Below are 15,743 nucleotides of genomic sequence, written 5' to 3' on the forward strand. Positions count from 1 at the left end.
TCAGTGTCCCTTCAGGGAGGAGTCGCAGAGGATGCGGTCGACGAAAATGCCTGGCGTCACGATTACTTCCGGATCGAGGTCGCCTACGGGAACCAACTCGTCCACCTCGGCGACGGTCAGTGCCGCTGCAGTGGCCATGACCGGGCCGAAGTTGCGGCCCGTTTTGCGGTAGACGAGGTTGCCGAACCGGTCGGCCGCTCGGGCCTTCACCAGGGCAACGTCGGCGAAGAGGGGCTTTTCGAAGACGTAGCCCTTGCCGTCGATCTCGCGGACCTCTTTGCCTTCGGCCAGTTCGGTGCCGTATCCGGTGCGGGTGAAGAATCCGCCGATGCCGGCGCCCGCTGCCCGGATACGTTCGGCGAGCGTTCCTTGGGGAACGAGCTCGAGTTCGATCTCGCCCGCGTGGTACAGCTCGTCGAATATGGTCGAGCCGATCGCCTTGGGAACGAGCACACCACTTTGCGTACTCGCTTCGCGGCAAAGAGCTGGCCGATGGCCTCGCCGCCGGCGCCGGCGTTGTTGTTGATCACCGTCAGATCTGTGACGCCGGCGTCGAGGAGTGCCTCGATCAGTGTCACCGGTTGCCCGGGCGGGCCGAAGCCGCTGATCATGATCGTGGATCCGTCCTCGATACCGGCTATCGCCTCTTCAGGACTTCCGACCTGCTTGTTCATCTCACAACTTTCATTCAGGAGCCGCGACGGAACGTCGGCGTCATCGTTGCTCTGGTGGTCGTCGTTCGGTCCGCGTCAGGCCGCGTCGTCACCGCCGTCGAAAACGCTGAGCGGACTTCATTCAGACAGATTTGCATTGCAGGAACTGGTGTGGCGTCTCGGGCAAGATGTGCCCCATGCGTTCACGCTTGGTCTGCAGATAGTGGACATTGTGGGTGCCCCAGTGCACTGGCGAGTCGATCGGTCGTCGGACTTCGATACCGAATCTCTGGAGGGCTGCCACTTTTTCCGGGTTGTTGGTGATCAGGTCCGCGGACTCGATCCGGAAGTAGCCCAGGATCGCGGCGGCGAAATCGTATTCACGCGCATCGACAGGAAGTCCGAGCTCGATGTTGGCGTCGACGGTGTCAGCGCCCTGTTCCTGCAGTGCGTATGCAGCGAGCTTGTTGGCGATACCGATACCGCGCCCTTCGTGACCGCGCAGGTAGACGAGCACGCCTGCGCCGGAGGCGGCGATCGCCCGAAGACCGTCCTGTAGTTGTGGGCCGCAATCGCACCGCCGTGAGCCGAATGCATCGCCGGTGAGGCATTCACTGTGCACGCGGACCGTTACGGCGCCGGCGGGGGGCGTCTCGAGGCCGAGGGCGAGCGCGACATGCTCGACGCCCGCCACCCGGTCGCGGAATACGTGCGCCGTGAAGGGTCCGTGGTCGGTGTCGATGCGTGCGCTGGACACGGGCAGGACTGCCGCGGCCGGCGATGTTGCGATCGGTGCGGCGTGGCGGAGCCGGTAAGCGACGAGGTCTGCCACGGTGATGAACGGTAGATTCCATTGTGCCGCAAAGTCGGTCAGCGTCGCTCCGGACATCGGGACGCCGTCGTCGTCGACCAGCTCGGTGATCACTGCGGTCGGCTCCAACTCGCCGGCAAGCGACATCAGGTCGACACTTGCTTCGGTGTGCCCGCGGCGCGCCAGGACGCCACCGTCCTGCGCGATGAGTGGGAACATGTGGCCTGGGCGGGAGAGGTCGGACGGCGCGGTATTCGGATCGGCGACGGTACGGACCGTAGTGGCCCGGTCGGCTGCGGAAATGCCTGTTCCGGCGTCGACGGCGTCGACGGTAACCGTGAATGCAGTGCCCATTCGGTCCTTGTTCGACGCAACCATCAGCGGGAGTTCGAGCTGGCGCGCGCGCTGCGCGGTCATCGGTGTGCAGACGATGCCGCTGCCGTGGCGGAGGAAGAAGGCCATCGCGTGGTCGGTCATCGAGGCGGCACCCATGACGAGATCGCCTTCGTTCTCACGGTCATGGTCGTCGGCGACCACTACCATTCCGCCACTCGAGAGTGCCGCTATTGCCGATTCGACCGATCGTTCCGAGTCCATGTCCTCCGCCTTTCTCTGAGGGTCGGCGGTCGCGGATCGAACCTAAACCACCAACCGGTCGTTTGAATTGTAGCCTGCATCACATCGAGTGACAACATCCCGACCGGATCACGCCCTTGTAAGCGTTCGCTCGACGTACCGAGAACACCGCGAGTGCGCCTGCGACGCACACTCCCATCACGAAAAGCGCAGGCGAGAGGGCGTTGCCGGTCCGCTCGACCAACCACACGCACACCACCGGCGCGGTGCCGCCGGCGATCACCACACCGATGTTCCAGCCCAGCGCCGTGCCGGTGTATCGGACCTTCTGGTCGAACAGTTCCGGGATCATCGAATAGCCGGCAACCTGCAGGAACGACGAGTTAACCATGATCACCATGAACGCAATGCCGGCGACGAGAAGGCTGCCCGAGCCCATCACAGCCATCGCCCCTGCGGTGACCGCAAAAACCCAGTCCGATACCCGCGAGTCCCGTGAGACCGATGCGGTCGCCGAGTCGCCCCGTCAGCAGCATCAAGCACGCCGAGATCGCCACTACCACCGTGGTGGTCCAGTAGACACCGGTCTTGGGATAGCCGAGTTCAGTGATCAAGTGGATACTCAGGTACGTGAGACCGAAGTAGGCTGAGCCGTTGACCGCCAGGCTGATGCCGGAGGACTGCAGCAGGGGCCGCTTCCAGTTCTTCAACACGTCGGCCACCGGTGAGGACGTGGGGCGGACCTGGTCGGCGGCGGGCTGATGGACCAGTGATCTGCGCAGTGCAAGGCAGATACCTGCGAGCGGCAGCGCAACAAGGAAGGGGATCCGCCAGCCCCAGGACGTCATTTGCTCGTCGGTCGTCAGGAGCGACACCAACCCGGCGACCGCGGACGCCAGCGCGAATCCGAGGGTGGCACCGAACGGATTCATAGCGCCGTACCGTCCGCGTCGCCCCGCGGGCGCTGCTTCGGATACCAGCGTCGCGGCACCGGCGACCTCTCCTCCGACGGAGAAGCCCTGCAGTAGACGCAGACATACGAGCGCCACTGATGCGACGGGGCCGATCGCGAGTGCGGTCGGCAGCATACCGATCGCCGCGCTCGACAGGCCCATGCAGAGCAGGGTCGTCATCAGTGCGGCGCGTCTGCTGACACGGTCACCGACGTATCCGAACACTATTCCGCCCAGTGGGCGCGCCGCATAGGCGGCCGCGAACACCGACAGCGTGAGGAGTAGGGAGCTGACCGCGTTGTCGGAGGGGAAGAACAACGGGGCGACGATGACGGCCATGTAGCCGTACATGCTGAAGTCGTACCCCTCGATCATCGTGCCGACGCCACCTGCGAAAGCGGCACGGCGGCCGTTCACGGCGCCTGTGGACGCTGTGGGAACTGTCGTCTGATCCATGTCGACATCCTCGGGGAGGGAACTGCGTGCAGTGCCTGGTCAGGAACGGTGGGATCCAGTGAGACCGGAGACGAGATCGCGCAATGTCAGCAAATGGCGTAAATAGAAATGCAGGCCCATTTCCCAGGTGAACCCCATTCCGCCGTGCACCTGGATGGCGCGCTCGGCCACGCCGACGGCCTGCTCGATCGCGTGCACAGAGACCTCGAATGCCCGCGCCGGATCGGCGGCCGCCCACAGGGCGGAGGTGTCGGACTGCTCGGCGCAGATGTGTGCGTCGGCAAGAATGTGTTTAACCGCCTGGAACGAACCGATGGGCTTACCGAACTGTTGGCGCTGACGGGTGTATTCGACGCTGATGGTGACGAGTGTGCGTGCGATCCCGGCGGCTTCCGCCGCCCAGAGCACAGCCAGCTCCCGTGCAGCAGTATCGGTCGATGGTGTGGTCCACGGGATCTCGGCGGCCTCGAGCGTCGGCGCGAAGTTCGCCTCGGAAGACTCCGGGACCGGTACTACGGCGCCGCCGTCGAACGAGTCGAGAACGCCGATGTCGGTGCGCTGCCCGAACGGGACCAGGCCCCACCCGGCAGTCGTCTGCGGGGTCGGTACCGAGTGTGACCGGGCCGTCGTACTCGCGGGCCGCGACGCTGTTCCTGCGTGCGACGAGGGTGACGACCAGCGGCAACGGCACACAGTAGCCGCCCCAGACCCGCACGACCTCCACGAGGTCACGGAGAGTCAGTCCGTCCGGACCGGAGTCGTCGGCGATCTCCACCCATCCGGCTCGAACCAGCGAGTCCCACGGAACAGGCGATTCCGATTCGGCGAACGTGGCGATGTTACGGCGGCCGACGCTCTTCTCCAGGATTTCGCGGAGTCCTTCGGCTGCAGCTGCGCCCATATCGGTCGCTTCGGTGATGGATATGGTGGTCATCGCGGCAGCCCCAGAACTCGTTCACTGATGATGTTTCGTTGGATCTCGGAGGTGCCCGAGAAGATCGATGCAGACCGGCTTTCGAGATACTGGTATCGCCAGTGCTCTCGGTGGGCCGCGCTGGAGAACCGGAGGCCGACTGTGGTGATCTCCTGCCAGAGCTCGCTCCACAGCACTTTCAGAATCGATGTGGCACGAACGAACTCGGTCTCGTCGGCCTCGAGGTGCACGGCCTTGGAGATCTGCCATCGCACCAGTTCGGTGCGTCGATCGAGGTCGGCGAGGACATCGGCTCGACGCGGATCGTCACCGCACATCGCGAGAAGCAGGTCCATGTCGGCCCGCATCTCCACGTAGCGACTGGCCGCCTCGACACCGCCGCGCTCGTTCATGAGGGTCGTCATCGCGACGCGCCAGCCGGAGCCTTCCTCGGCGATCAACTCGTCGTCGGAGACGAAGACCCGGTCGAAGTGCACTTCGGCGAAATGCGTGCCGCCGGAGATTTGCTTGATGGTGCCGATGTCGACACCGGGCTGATTCATGTCGAGCAGGAACATCGACAGGTTCTTGTGGCGGGGTGCGTCCTGGCTGGTCCGGGCCAGCATCAGGCATCGATCGGAGTACGCCGCGAAACTGGTCCAGATCTTGCGGCCGGTGATCTCGTAGCCACCGTCTACCTTGTCCGCGCGGCAGCTCACGCCGGCAAGGTCGGACCCCGCGCCGGGCTCGGAGAACCCTTGGCACCAGGTCTCGCGTCCTTGCAGGATCGGCGGCAGGAATCGTTCCCGCTGCTGCTCCGTTCCGTGGGCGATCAGCGTCGGGGCTGTCAGGATCCTGCCGATACGAGCCAGTCCGTCAGGTGCTTGAGCCTGTGCGGCGAGCTCGCTGAATGCCACCTCTTCGGCGAGGCCGAGTCCCTGACCACCGAATTCCTTGGGCAGCGATAGACCCGAGTATCCGGCCTCGTACAACTGGCGATCCCATTGGCGTCGGATGTCGATCGCTTCGTGTTCGTCCAGAGTCCCGCGGTGTTCGCGCCATCTGCGGGGGACGTTTTCCTGAAGCCAGCTGCCTGCTTCGTGCGCGAATTCGGAGCCGGAAGCTGTTGAAATCTCGTGCGTCACGTGTGGAACTCCGTTCGTAGGCCGGGAACACTAATCTCCCAAACGATTGTTTGATAAACTAGGTCCTGATTCGACACTGTGTCAAGAGCCACCTAAGATACCCACCAAACGTATGGTTGCATCACCGCAGCTGAGGGGATTCCAGTGCCAAGAAGTTCGAACTCCGCCACCACGCCTCGTCCAGCAAAGGGCGAGCGTCGAAATCGCGACGCCGAGGTGATGGAAGCCGCGGTCCGGATCTTTTACGAGAAGGGCTTCGCAGGCGCATCCCTTCAAGATGTGGCGAACGAGGTGGGGGTCCTCAAGGGCAGCCTGTACTACTACTTCGATTCCAAAGAGGACCTGCTGCTCCGCATCATGAAGGAGTCGCACATCCAGTCCGAAGCAATCTTCGAGAGAGTGTCGGCCAAGGGCCTCGATCCGATCGAGGAACTCGACGAGCTTCTACGAGAACTCATGCAGTGGTACCTCGACAACGTCGAACGCGTCGCGATCTACTTCAACGAAGGGCGACGCCTGACAGGTGAGCGCCTCGAAGAGGTCGAGGCTGCCGGACGTCGCTTCGAACAGCACTTGTACACATTGCTCGCGCGCGCCAAGAAGAGCGGCGCAATCGGTGACGTCGACCTCCGTCTCTCCATTCGATTCATCCTGGGCGCCCTGAACAGTGTGCCCACCTACAAGCCGAGGCGCGCAGCGGCGACTCTCCGATAAGGCCATCACCCGGCAGTTCGCCTCGATGACCATCAAATCCATGAGCCCCTGAGCACTCCCTCCCGAAAGATCGCCATGACCTGCGCCACCATCACCGAGTGCGTCGACGAACATGCCTCCCGCCAGCCGGATCGCATCGCCCTCGTGGCACCGGACGGGTGCACCCGGACCTACGCCGAACTGTCACGCACCGTTCGTTCGCTCGCTCGATCGCTGTCACGTCTGGGCGCAGAGCCCGGTGACCGCATCGCGGCTATCGTCGACGACGGTATCGAGTACGTCGAGCTGTATCTCGCGGCCGCTCGTGTCGGCGCAATCATTGTCCCGATCAACACGCGCCTCACGCCCACCGAGGCTGCCGTCCTCGTCGCAGACTGCACACCCCGCGTCATCGTGTGGAGCGCCGACCATCTGGCCGTGGTGAACGGACTGCCCGCTCCGGATGCAGAATCCGTGGTGATCGGTGATGTCCCGGACGCCGCGCCACCCGGCACGAATGCGTTCGACACGCTCGTCCACCAGGGCGACACGCTACCCGACGTCGCGGTCGCAGTGAACGGCGACGACCCGTTCATCATCGGATACACCAGCGGCACGACCGGCAGGCCGAAAGGCGCTGTCATGACGCACCGAAGCGTCGCGGCCATCGCCGAGTCGAACACCCGCGCGTACCGGCTGCCCGAACGGAGCGTGTGCGCGCTCACGGGTTCGATGTCGTTCGTCGCGACGGTCCCGGCCCACGTACTCACCCACCTTCGCTTGGGTGGGACGGTGGTGATCCTCGGTCGGTGGTCCGTCCCGCAACTCGTCGACGCCGTCGAGCGCCACCAGGTCACGTTCACCTACATACCCTCACCGCTCATCGAGGAGTTCGCCGCCGCGGCAGCGGCGGCACCTGCTCGCATCGCGAGCCTGTGCTCCGTGCTGCACTCCGCCTCGAAGGCCGGACCCGACAAGCTGCGCACGCTCTACGCCGTCCTCGGTGACACCCTGATCGAGGGCCTGGGTATGACCGAGAATTCCGGGGGGCTCGTCACCGCCACACGTCCCGGAGACTTCGAACCGACCAGCCCCGCGGCGGACCCGTTTGCCTCGGTCGGCCGGAGTGTGGAGGAACGGCGATCAAGGTGGTGGACGAGAACGGGGTCGAGCTGCCACGGGACGGTACCTCTGTCGGCGAGATCGTCGTCCGGTCACCAGCCCTCATGCGCGGATACTGGAACATGCCCGAGGCGACCGCTGCGGCCCTCGTCGGCGGTTGGTACTACACCGGGGACCTCGGCAGCATCGACGCGGCTGGTTTCGTGTACGTGAGCGACCGGCGAACCGATCTCATCGTCAGCGGCGGAATGAATGTCTATCCGTCAGAGGTGGAGACGACCATCGCAAACCACCCGTCGGTGGCCGAGTGCGCGGTCATCGGGGCCCCGCATCCGAGATGGGGACAGTCCGTTGTCGCCGTCGTCGCGCTGCATCCGGATGCTCACCTGACCCTCGACGAATTGCAGGACCACTGTCGGCGAACGCTGGCGTCCTACAAGAAACCCACCCGACTCGAGATCGTCGAGTCGCTCCCGCGGACGACGAGCATGAAGATTCGACGGAACGTGGTTCGCGATCTGGTCTTGGACGCGTAGCAACAGGCTTGCCCGCGGAGATGACGGAAGCCCCCGAGTAGTACTCGGGGGCTTCCTCTGCCTTCGACGGCGTGTGCTCAGTGATTCTTGCAGGCGTTCAAGGACCATCCGGGCTGCGCGATGGACAGCGAGGTGACCTCGCTCGCACCGCGAGCCAGGTCTTGGATGGTTCGGACGATCTCGTTCTCGCTTCGCCTGGGATCGGTCCGGATCGGGCCGGCGGCGAGCATGGCGTCGACCTCTTCGTCGGATGTCATGAATCGCATCAGGAGCTCTTCGTCGCTGATGCCCGGTGTGAACTGTGCACGGATCTCACCGAGGCTGGGCTGTGGACGGACCCAGGCCTGGAACTCTTTGGCGCGAGCGGAATCGAGGATTTTGTCCATCACCGTCGGATCGACGTCACGGATCAGTGGGCCGTAATGGCCCATCGCGTAGCGGATGACCTCGTCCGGGATCAGCTTGTACCGCTCGCCGGTCACCACGTTGAGAACCGCCTGGATGCCGACGAATTGGCTGAACGGTGTCGCCATGATCGGGGATGCCAGTTCCTGACGCACCCGGGGGATCTCCTCGAGCACCGCAGGGAACCTGTCGGCCATTCCATGCTGCTGCAGCTGGCTGATCAGTGTGCCGGTCATTCCTCCGGGCAGCTGATGGTCGTAGATCCGCGGGTCGTATTCGGCTGGCACCGACGGCTCGAATCCGGCGTCGCGCGCCGCCCATTCGAAGTTGGCGGCGACCGGTGCGAATGTCGACTTGTCGAGGCCGTGGGAGTGTCCCATCGATTCGACGATGGTGGTCATTGCCTCGGTCGACGGCAGCGATGGCCCGTTGGCCATCGGCCGGGACGCCGTGTGCAGGATCGTGAATCCCGCTTTGATGCCCTCGATGTAGTTCAACGGGGCGAGCCCGGTGGTGTTGTGGCAGTGCAGTTCGAGGGAATCGTGCCGGTGGCGGCGCGGATCGCCGGCAGCAAGGTTGCAGCGCGTTCGGGTTTGAGCACGCCGGCCGCGTCCTCGACGTAGATCGTTTGCACTCCCTCCCAGGAGGCCATCTCCTTGGCCCGCTGAGCGAAGAAGTCGTCGTCGTGCGCGCCGGTCAAGCCATACATCACCGCCGGAACGTACACCACCGTTGTCGTGAATCACCTTTGCGAGCCGATACATCGTCGGCATGTCGTAGAGACAGTCGTAGATCCAGAAACTCGTCACGCCGTGTTTGATCAACGTCTGGATCCACAGGTCGATGATCGAGTCGGGGGTATGGTTGAAGCCGATGACGCTGATGGTGCGCATGCCGCAGCGGACTACGTTGCTCTTCAGACCCTGGGTCAGGAAATCTGTTGCTGCCCAAGGATCGTCCTTGAATGTGCGCAGCAGCACCGTGAACATGCCGGGGCCGGTGAGGTCGACGACTCGGTAACCCGCGCGGTCGAGGTGTTCGAGGGCATCGGCTGCCTGGTAGGGGCGCATCTTCAGGCCCCACAGACTCTGCTGGCCGTCACGCAGAGTCTGGTCCACGAACTCGATGGTTGTCATGAGATCTGCTCCTCCCAGGTGGGTAGGAATTCGTTCTCGAGCCACTTGGTGGTGACAGGGCTGTGCTGGAATGCCTTGTCCGCCATGAGGGCCGAGTGCAGAGATACCGTGGTGGGAACGCCCTCGATGCGGAGCTTCTTCAGGGCGCGTGCCATCAAGTCGATCGCGTCTTCGCGGGTGTCCGCATGCACGATCAGCTTCGCGATCATCGAGTCGTAGTACGGGGGGATCGCGGCACCGGGGAAGGCATAGGTGTCAACGCGGATTCCGGCGCCTTGCGGCGCGACCCAGTGGTCGATGCGCCCGGGTCGGGGGAGGAAATTGTTCCGTGCGTCCTCGGCGTTGATTCGGCATTCGATGGCGTGTCCGCCGAGGGTGACGCTGTCCTGGGTGAACGACAGCGGAAGTCCTTGCGCGACGCGCAGCTGCTCGCGAACGATGTCGATGCCAGTCACCATTTCGGTAACCGGATGCTCCACCTGCACGCGGGCGTTGACCTCGAGGAAGACGAAGTCGTCGCGTTCGGTGTCGACGAGGAACTCCACGGTCCCCGCTCCGACGTATCCGAGCCCCTTCGCGAGATCGACGGCGGCGTTCCGTACCCGCTCGAGCAGGTCCTGTGGGAGCCCGACGGCGGGGGCCTCCTCGACGAGTTTCTGGTATCGGCGCTGTGTCGAACAGTCCCGCTCGCCGAGGTGGCAGACGTTGCCGTGGGTATCGGCCATGATCTGAACCTCGACGTGGCGGGCGAACTCTACGTACCGCTCCAGGTAGATGGTGCCGTCACCGAACGCTCGCTCGGCTTCGTTGCTCGACCGCGAGAAGTGCTGCTGCACGTCTTCCCGGCTGCGAATCACCGTCATCCCGCGGCCGCCTCCGGCGGATGCTTTGAGCAGCAACGGGTAGTCGTTCAGTTCGTCGGCTGCGGCAAGTGCGTCCTCCACCGTCAGCAGACCGGCTGTGCCCGATCCTGTCGGGATGCCCAGCTCGTCGGCGGTGCGACGTGCGGTGAGTTTGTCGCCCGATCGGCGCATGACCCCTGCCGGCGGACCGATGAAGGTCACACCGTTCTCGGCGCAGGCTTCGACGAGATCGGTTCTTTCCGAGAGGAATCCGTAACCGGGGTGGATGGCGTCGCAGTCTGCGAACAAAGCGGCTGCGACGATGCGGTCGACGGAGAGGTAGCTGTCGGATGCCGAACTCGGGCCGATGACCACGATCCGGTCTGCAAGTTGCGCTGCCAGGGAGTCGCGGTCGCAGTCGGAGACGGCGAGAACACTCTCGATTCCCTCGTCGAAGCATGCTCGAACGATACGTACCGCGATTTCGCCGCGGTTGGCGATCAGTACTCGACGCATGTTCTCACGCGTCCCGGGGCGCGATGGTGAACAGCGCGGTGCCGAACTCCACCTGGGTGGCGTTGTCCTGGTGGATGGCGACGATGGTGCCTGCGACGTCGGCGGTGACGTTGTTCATCAGCTTCATGACCTCGATGATGCAGAGGGTGTCGCCGGCCTCCACCTCGGACCCGATCTCGACGAACGGTGGCTGCCCCGGCTGCGGTGTCTTCCAGAAGACCCCGACGCTGGGTGCGGTCACGACGTGGCCGTCTACGTCCGATACGTTCGGTGTTGGTGGTGCGGGGGGCGCCACAGGCGCTGCGGGTACCACGGGGGCCGCGGCGACCGGCGCGGGAGGGGTCGCCGGCGGGGCGGCCGGTGCCGGGACCGGCGGTGCGGTGGCCCCAGTGGTCGGCGCCGATGCGGGCAGCAGATCGACGCCGTTGCGTCCGAGGGCGATGCGTACATCGCCGACCGTCACGGCCGCCTGATCCCATTCGGAATCTTGCAGCGCGAGGACGATCTCTCTGATCTCCTGATGAGTCAGGCTCATAGTGCTTCTCCTGGTGACTTTCCCGCTCGGGGAATTGTGTTCGAGGTCGTTGTTCGTGGTTCGCCGGTCGCGTCAGTTGAGGGCTGTCGCGAATGCACCGTAGGCGCCCCTGCAAAACACCAGTGGTGATACGTCGGGCGCCGCCTCGATGGAGTGGACCTTGCCGAGCACGATCATGTGATCGCCTGCTTCGTATTCACGCCAGAGGTGCAGTCGATCCAAGCGACCGCGCCGTCGAGACCCGGGCCGCCCGAGCGCGCCTGCCAGTCCACACCTTCGAAACGGTCGATGCCCTTGCGCGAGAAGTTACGCGTGAGGTCGGCGTGATCTTCTGCGAGGACGTTGATGCAGAAGCTGCCTTCTGTCCGGATCGGGGGCCAGGTGCTCGAGGTGTGCGCGACACTGAAGCCGACGAGTGCGGGGTCCAGCGAGATCGAGGTGAAAGAGTTGCAGGCCATGCCGACCGGCGCACCGTCGACAGTCGATGTCACTACCACCACACCGGTCGGAAGGTGACCGAGCACGCGCCGGAACTCGGCTGCGTCAATGATCGGCTGGTTCATGTCTTGACCCTTCATCAACGTACAGGACGTAACGTATTCAAACGATTGGTTGGTAGATTCACTGTATGTGATCCGGACCTCACCAGTCAACGGGGTTATGTGATCGCGACCGCGTTGGCTGGGAACTCACCGCACCCTCCAAGGGCAGCGGCGCAGCGGTGAACAAGAAGTCCCAGCGGCCACTACCCGCACAATGAGCCGCCAGTGCGTCGAAGTCCAGCAGTTCGGCCAGGACGAAGCCGAGCGCCGGAATGAGCCGCCGGTGGAGCGACCCGTCCTCACGATTGCCGGGCGCGCTCTCGACGGCGGGGTTGTCGGTGCACACTGCCGCGAATCCGGAGTCCCACAGGAAACGCGCCATCGGTTCCGCCGCAGACAGGCCGGAGAATCTGTCGCCTGCAGTGGTCATGTCTTCGCCCGCTCCCTTGCGAGTGCGGTACTCCGCCACCCAGCCCGTGCGCACGCACAAGATGTCTCCTCGTTCGAAGGTCACATCCTGCGCCTGCGCAACCGCTTCGAGGTCGGCCACCTGCAGGATCGAGCCGGCGAAAGGGTCCCACTCGGCGCCGGTCCGCTCGAAGTGCCCAGCTACATCGAGCAGGACACCCCGGCCGACAATCCCGTGCTGCGCCCAGCGGTGCACGCTCAGCGCACTGTGCGCTTCGGCGTCGTCGGTGATCCCACCGAAGTAGCCGTGCTCACGGGCACGTACGTGGCCCAACCCGTCCCACTGCGACGCCGACTGCGGATTGAACGAATCGATGTTGTCCTCGTAGGTGTTCCTCCCGGCCTCGAAGACCTCATGCTTGACACTCGGACGTCCGAACAGTGGCGGGTCGAACGTGGTCAGCGGCAGGGACAGGCCGAATGTCTTGCCACTCGACACCGATCGCACACCGCGTGTGACGGACCCTTCGTCTAGCCGGTCGAGGGTCCCGAATTCCTTCGGCAACACCTCCCAACTATGCCGGACTCCGAGATTCCCGAGCTCTGGGAGCTCGTCGTAGGGCAGTTCTTTTCGATCAGCCATTTCCGTTTTCTCTTTCTCGTCTCAGGCCGCAGGAGCGACGTCGGCCCGCCCTGCCAGCGAGCATTTGGCAGAGCGGGCCTCTGTGCAGTGGAACTCGGTGGGGTGAACAATTCAGTGAAAGGCAGCGTTTCGGGTCTGCACTTTCGCCCCGTTGAAGGGGACTTCCTCGTGCCGTGATCGGCTTCTTCAATCTTCGGTGCCGACGCAGTTCATGAGCGCACCGAGCTCACCCGAGCCCGACCTGCCGGGGCACGACTGTCTCGACGAGACGCCCTCCCGCTTGGCGATCGAGACACCTGTCAGGTGTGGACGTGCCCAGCGAACAACGGCGGAATGAGTGCCAATTCGTCGTTGGTCGACTTCGGCTCGATGAAGTCGCCGAGTTCGCCGATCACTCGTCCGTTGTCACGAAGGTCTTCGGGTGTGTGGTTCGGATCGAACCACCCCTCCCCCACTACGAACGCAACTCGGGCGACTTTCCCCGACGAGGTGCTGAAGATCTCGCCGTTCACCGTGGTCGATTCGTGTGCCAGCCACAGGACGGTGGGTGACACGATCTCCGCCGGCCCCATCGGGATCTTCCCGCTACGAAGTTCTCCCTGCCAATCCTCGGACTCACGCTCGGCACCGCTGAAGAAGGCATCCCTGTTCATTCGGGTGATGGCCATCGGCGCAATCGCGTTCACACGAATTCCGAGTTCTTCACCCTCGAGGGCAAGACTCTTGGTCAGACCGGCGATCGCCAGCTTGGCCGTCCCGTAGTGACTCAGCTGAGGACAACCGGCGAATCCCGCATTCGAGGTGGTGTTGACGATCACTCCCCGACCCTGCGCCCGGAACACCGGCCATGCTGCTCGGGACATGAAGTAGGTCCCGTCTACGGTGACCGATTGCATGCGGTGCCACTGGTCGTCGCTCAGGTCCCCGAAGAGTCCGTAGGAGATGATGCCGGCGTTGTTGACCAGAACATCTACTCGACCGAACGCCTCTGTCGCGGTAGCGATCACGGCGGCGGCACCCTCGGCGTCGGCGACGCTGTGGGTATCGGCCACCGCGGTCCCGCCGGCGGCGATTTCGTCGACGACGGTCTGAGCGACGCTGATGTCTGCGCCGTCACTCCCGGATTCGACACCGAGATCGTTGACGACCACGTTCGCGCCACGCGCCGCGAACTGCAGGGCGTGTTCACGGCCCAGGCCGCGACCGGCACCGGTGACGACGACGACCTGCCCATCGAACCGCATCTGCGTACACCCGTTATCCATAGTCGTGGTACTCCGTGACAACCCCTTCGTGGACGGTGAACCGGGTGCACACATCCAGTCGCACCGTCTCCCCGGTCTGCGCCCATCCCGATACGTCTGCAATCGCAGTGGCCACCCATGTCTGTTCGACCAGAACTGTGTTGTCGTCCACCACGTGCAGAGCGCGGCGGTTCTCGAAGTGCTTGTCGGGGAACGCCCCGGCAAAGGATGCGAGCAGGTCGGCGAAGGCCTGCGCGCTGTCGACCTTGACGCCCCGGTTATGGTGCTCGACCGTCAGGTCAGGAGCGGTCACCTCGAGGATGGCGGCGACGTCTCCGCTGTTGTACGCCTCGATAAACTTCTCGACGACGGGGACCGCCGCCGACGTCCGGGCGGTCGATGGCTGTGTGGTCATCGTGCAACTACCTTTCGTCGGTTCTTCGGTGGGGATGTGCCGTCACGCCATCTTCGGCGCGACCTCTTCGGTGAGCAGCTGGAGGGAGTAGTTCCACGGCTTGACATCGTCGAGGTAGTCATGGCCGTAGACCAATGTCGTGCCCCACCCTCCGGTGGCCTCGCACACGGCGCTCAGCTTCTCGGCGACCGTGTCGGGCGAACCGACGATCCATACCTTCTCGACAATGTCGTCGATAGTCACGTCAGCCATGTCCATGTCGGGAGCATCGCCTGGAGCAGCCCGAACTGCTTGTAGACCGGGATGAGGTACTCCATCCACGCCTTGCCGATGCCGCCTTCGACGGCCAACTTGCGGGCCTCGGCGTCGGTGTCGGCGACGATGACGTCACGCACAACGCGGAAGTTCTCGCGATTGACCGAAATACCGGCTTCGGTGGCCGCCTGCTCGTAGGTGTTCCAGTGATTCGCAATAGCCGCTTCACCGGCGTACACGGAGAGCGCGTTGTAGCCATTGCGGCCCGCGAACGACAGCGACGGCGAGTTGGGGCTCAGGCCCGCGAGCCCGATCTCGACCTTGCCGCCGTACGGCGCGGTGCTCCGGTACTCGTGATGTTCGTCGTTCTCCGGGTAGCCGGCGCTGTAGAACTCACCGTCGAACTGGAAGGGCTTGCTCTCCCAGACGTTCTTCATGATTTCGAGCGCCTCGGTGGTGCGCTTGTGATTTGTGGACATGTCCTTCAGTCCGCGGAGCTTCGCGTCACTGGGGTAGCCACCGGATCCAATTCCGAGGATGTAGCGGCCCTCGGTGACGTGGGTCATCCAGGCAACCTGCGCCGCGAGGAGGCCGGGTTGTGGTACGGCAGCAGGTGGGCACCGGGGCACAGCTTGATCTTCTGTGTCTGCCGGGCCGACGCCGCAATGATCAGCTCGGGATTGGTGATCGACTCCCCACGACATGGTGGCGTGCTCGCCGATCCAGTACTCGGTGAAACCGAGACGGTCGCACTCGATGGCTTGGTCCACCGCAAAGTCGAACACCTGTCGAGGGGTGCGCTCGGGGCGCATGAACGGGGTCTGGAACATCGCAAACTTCACGGGTTTACCTTTCGGCGAATGGTCACGCTCTTGGTGTGATGGTCACCATACCACCAAACGATCGGTTGACAAGAGTCCGGGAAAATTTTCCCAGATCGGTCG

General features: G+C 64.0%; 17 protein-coding genes and 1 pseudogene. 3 read left to right on the forward strand and 15 right to left on the reverse strand.

The window, feature by feature from the left end:
* The 6 genes and pseudogenes from HYG77_RS00510 to HYG77_RS00535 form a co-directional block, all read right to left on the reverse strand.
* A pseudogene (locus tag HYG77_RS00510) lies at positions 1–674 on the reverse strand (3-oxoacid CoA-transferase subunit A).
* Between the two features lie 121 nt (positions 675–795).
* Entirely contained in the window at positions 796–2,061 is a 1,266-nt protein-coding gene (ribB, locus tag HYG77_RS00515; RefSeq protein ID WP_208961569.1) for a 3,4-dihydroxy-2-butanone-4-phosphate synthase, read from the reverse strand.
* 79 nt (positions 2,062–2,140) lie between these two features.
* Positions 2,141–2,440 carry a hypothetical protein gene (locus HYG77_RS00520; RefSeq protein WP_208961570.1) on the reverse strand — a complete coding sequence of 100 codons (300 nt, stop codon included), beginning with the start codon at positions 2,438–2,440 and terminating at the stop codon, positions 2,141–2,143.
* Complete coding sequence (locus HYG77_RS00525) at positions 2,424–3,449, reverse strand: MFS transporter (RefSeq protein ID WP_208961571.1); 1,026 nt, start codon at positions 3,447–3,449, stop codon at positions 2,424–2,426. The genes HYG77_RS00520 and HYG77_RS00525 overlap by 17 nt, the downstream gene beginning before the upstream one ends.
* A gap of 39 nt (positions 3,450–3,488) precedes the next feature.
* A complete protein-coding gene (locus tag HYG77_RS00530; RefSeq protein WP_208961572.1) occupies positions 3,489–4,181 on the reverse strand; it encodes an acyl-CoA dehydrogenase family protein in 693 nt (230 codons plus the stop codon).
* A 198-nt stretch (positions 4,182–4,379) separates the two neighbouring features.
* Positions 4,380–5,507 (reverse strand): acyl-CoA dehydrogenase family protein, encoded by a 1,128-nt coding sequence (locus HYG77_RS00535; protein ID WP_204164932.1) that lies wholly within the window; start codon positions 5,505–5,507, stop codon positions 4,380–4,382.
* A 144-nt stretch (positions 5,508–5,651) separates the two neighbouring features.
* On the opposite strand from HYG77_RS00535, the gene HYG77_RS00540 reads away from it, so the two are divergent.
* From HYG77_RS00540 to HYG77_RS39340, 3 genes are all read left to right on the forward strand, one after another.
* Positions 5,652–6,221: a TetR/AcrR family transcriptional regulator gene (locus HYG77_RS00540; RefSeq protein ID WP_208961573.1), complete on the forward strand. Its 570-nt coding sequence runs from the start codon at positions 5,652–5,654 to the stop codon at positions 6,219–6,221.
* Between the two features lie 75 nt (positions 6,222–6,296).
* Positions 6,297–7,535, forward strand: coding sequence for a long-chain fatty acid--CoA ligase (locus HYG77_RS39335; protein ID WP_244373377.1), 1,239 nt, complete (start codon positions 6,297–6,299; stop codon positions 7,533–7,535).
* Positions 7,532–7,858: a hypothetical protein gene (locus HYG77_RS39340; protein WP_244373379.1), complete on the forward strand. Its 327-nt coding sequence runs from the start codon at positions 7,532–7,534 to the stop codon at positions 7,856–7,858. Before HYG77_RS39335 ends, HYG77_RS39340 begins: the two co-directional genes overlap by 4 nt.
* Before the next feature lie 77 nt (positions 7,859–7,935).
* Here HYG77_RS39340 and HYG77_RS00550 read toward each other — a convergent pair whose 3' ends face one another.
* The 9 genes from HYG77_RS00550 to HYG77_RS00590 form a co-directional block, all read right to left on the reverse strand.
* Complete coding sequence (locus tag HYG77_RS00550; protein WP_208961575.1) at positions 7,936–9,399, reverse strand: carboxyltransferase; 1,464 nt, start codon at positions 9,397–9,399, stop codon at positions 7,936–7,938.
* Positions 9,396–10,757: a biotin carboxylase N-terminal domain-containing protein gene (locus HYG77_RS00555; protein ID WP_208961576.1), complete on the reverse strand. Its 1,362-nt coding sequence runs from the start codon at positions 10,755–10,757 to the stop codon at positions 9,396–9,398. The genes HYG77_RS00550 and HYG77_RS00555 overlap by 4 nt, the downstream gene beginning before the upstream one ends.
* A 4-nt stretch (positions 10,758–10,761) precedes the next feature.
* On the reverse strand, positions 10,762–11,292 hold the full coding sequence (locus HYG77_RS00560; RefSeq protein WP_208961577.1) for a biotin/lipoyl-containing protein: 531 nt from the start codon (positions 11,290–11,292) through the stop codon (positions 10,762–10,764).
* Positions 11,293–11,465: 173 nt separating this feature from the next.
* Positions 11,466–11,855: a flavin reductase family protein gene (locus HYG77_RS00565; RefSeq protein WP_244373382.1), complete on the reverse strand. Its 390-nt coding sequence runs from the start codon at positions 11,853–11,855 to the stop codon at positions 11,466–11,468.
* 79 nt (positions 11,856–11,934) lie between these two features.
* Entirely contained in the window at positions 11,935–12,885 is a 951-nt protein-coding gene (locus HYG77_RS00570; RefSeq protein WP_208961578.1) for a cyclase family protein, read from the reverse strand.
* 299 nt (positions 12,886–13,184) lie between these two features.
* Complete coding sequence (locus tag HYG77_RS00575; RefSeq protein ID WP_208961579.1) at positions 13,185–14,129, reverse strand: SDR family NAD(P)-dependent oxidoreductase; 945 nt, start codon at positions 14,127–14,129, stop codon at positions 13,185–13,187.
* A 13-nt stretch (positions 14,130–14,142) separates the two neighbouring features.
* Positions 14,143–14,544, reverse strand: coding sequence for a nuclear transport factor 2 family protein (locus tag HYG77_RS00580; protein ID WP_208961580.1), 402 nt, complete (start codon positions 14,542–14,544; stop codon positions 14,143–14,145).
* 42 nt (positions 14,545–14,586) lie between these two features.
* A complete protein-coding gene (locus HYG77_RS00585) occupies positions 14,587–14,796 on the reverse strand; it encodes a hypothetical protein (protein ID WP_208961581.1) in 210 nt (69 codons plus the stop codon).
* Positions 14,784–15,641 carry an LLM class flavin-dependent oxidoreductase gene (locus tag HYG77_RS00590; protein WP_208961582.1) on the reverse strand — a complete coding sequence of 286 codons (858 nt, stop codon included), beginning with the start codon at positions 15,639–15,641 and terminating at the stop codon, positions 14,784–14,786. Before HYG77_RS00590 ends, HYG77_RS00585 begins: the two co-directional genes overlap by 13 nt.
* Positions 15,642–15,743: the final 102 nt, after the last annotated feature.

The sequence above is a fragment of the Rhodococcus sp. ZPP genome (genome assembly GCF_017656075.1).
GTDB classification, from domain to species: Bacteria; Actinomycetota; Actinomycetes; order Mycobacteriales; family Mycobacteriaceae; genus Rhodococcus_F; species Rhodococcus_F oxybenzonivorans.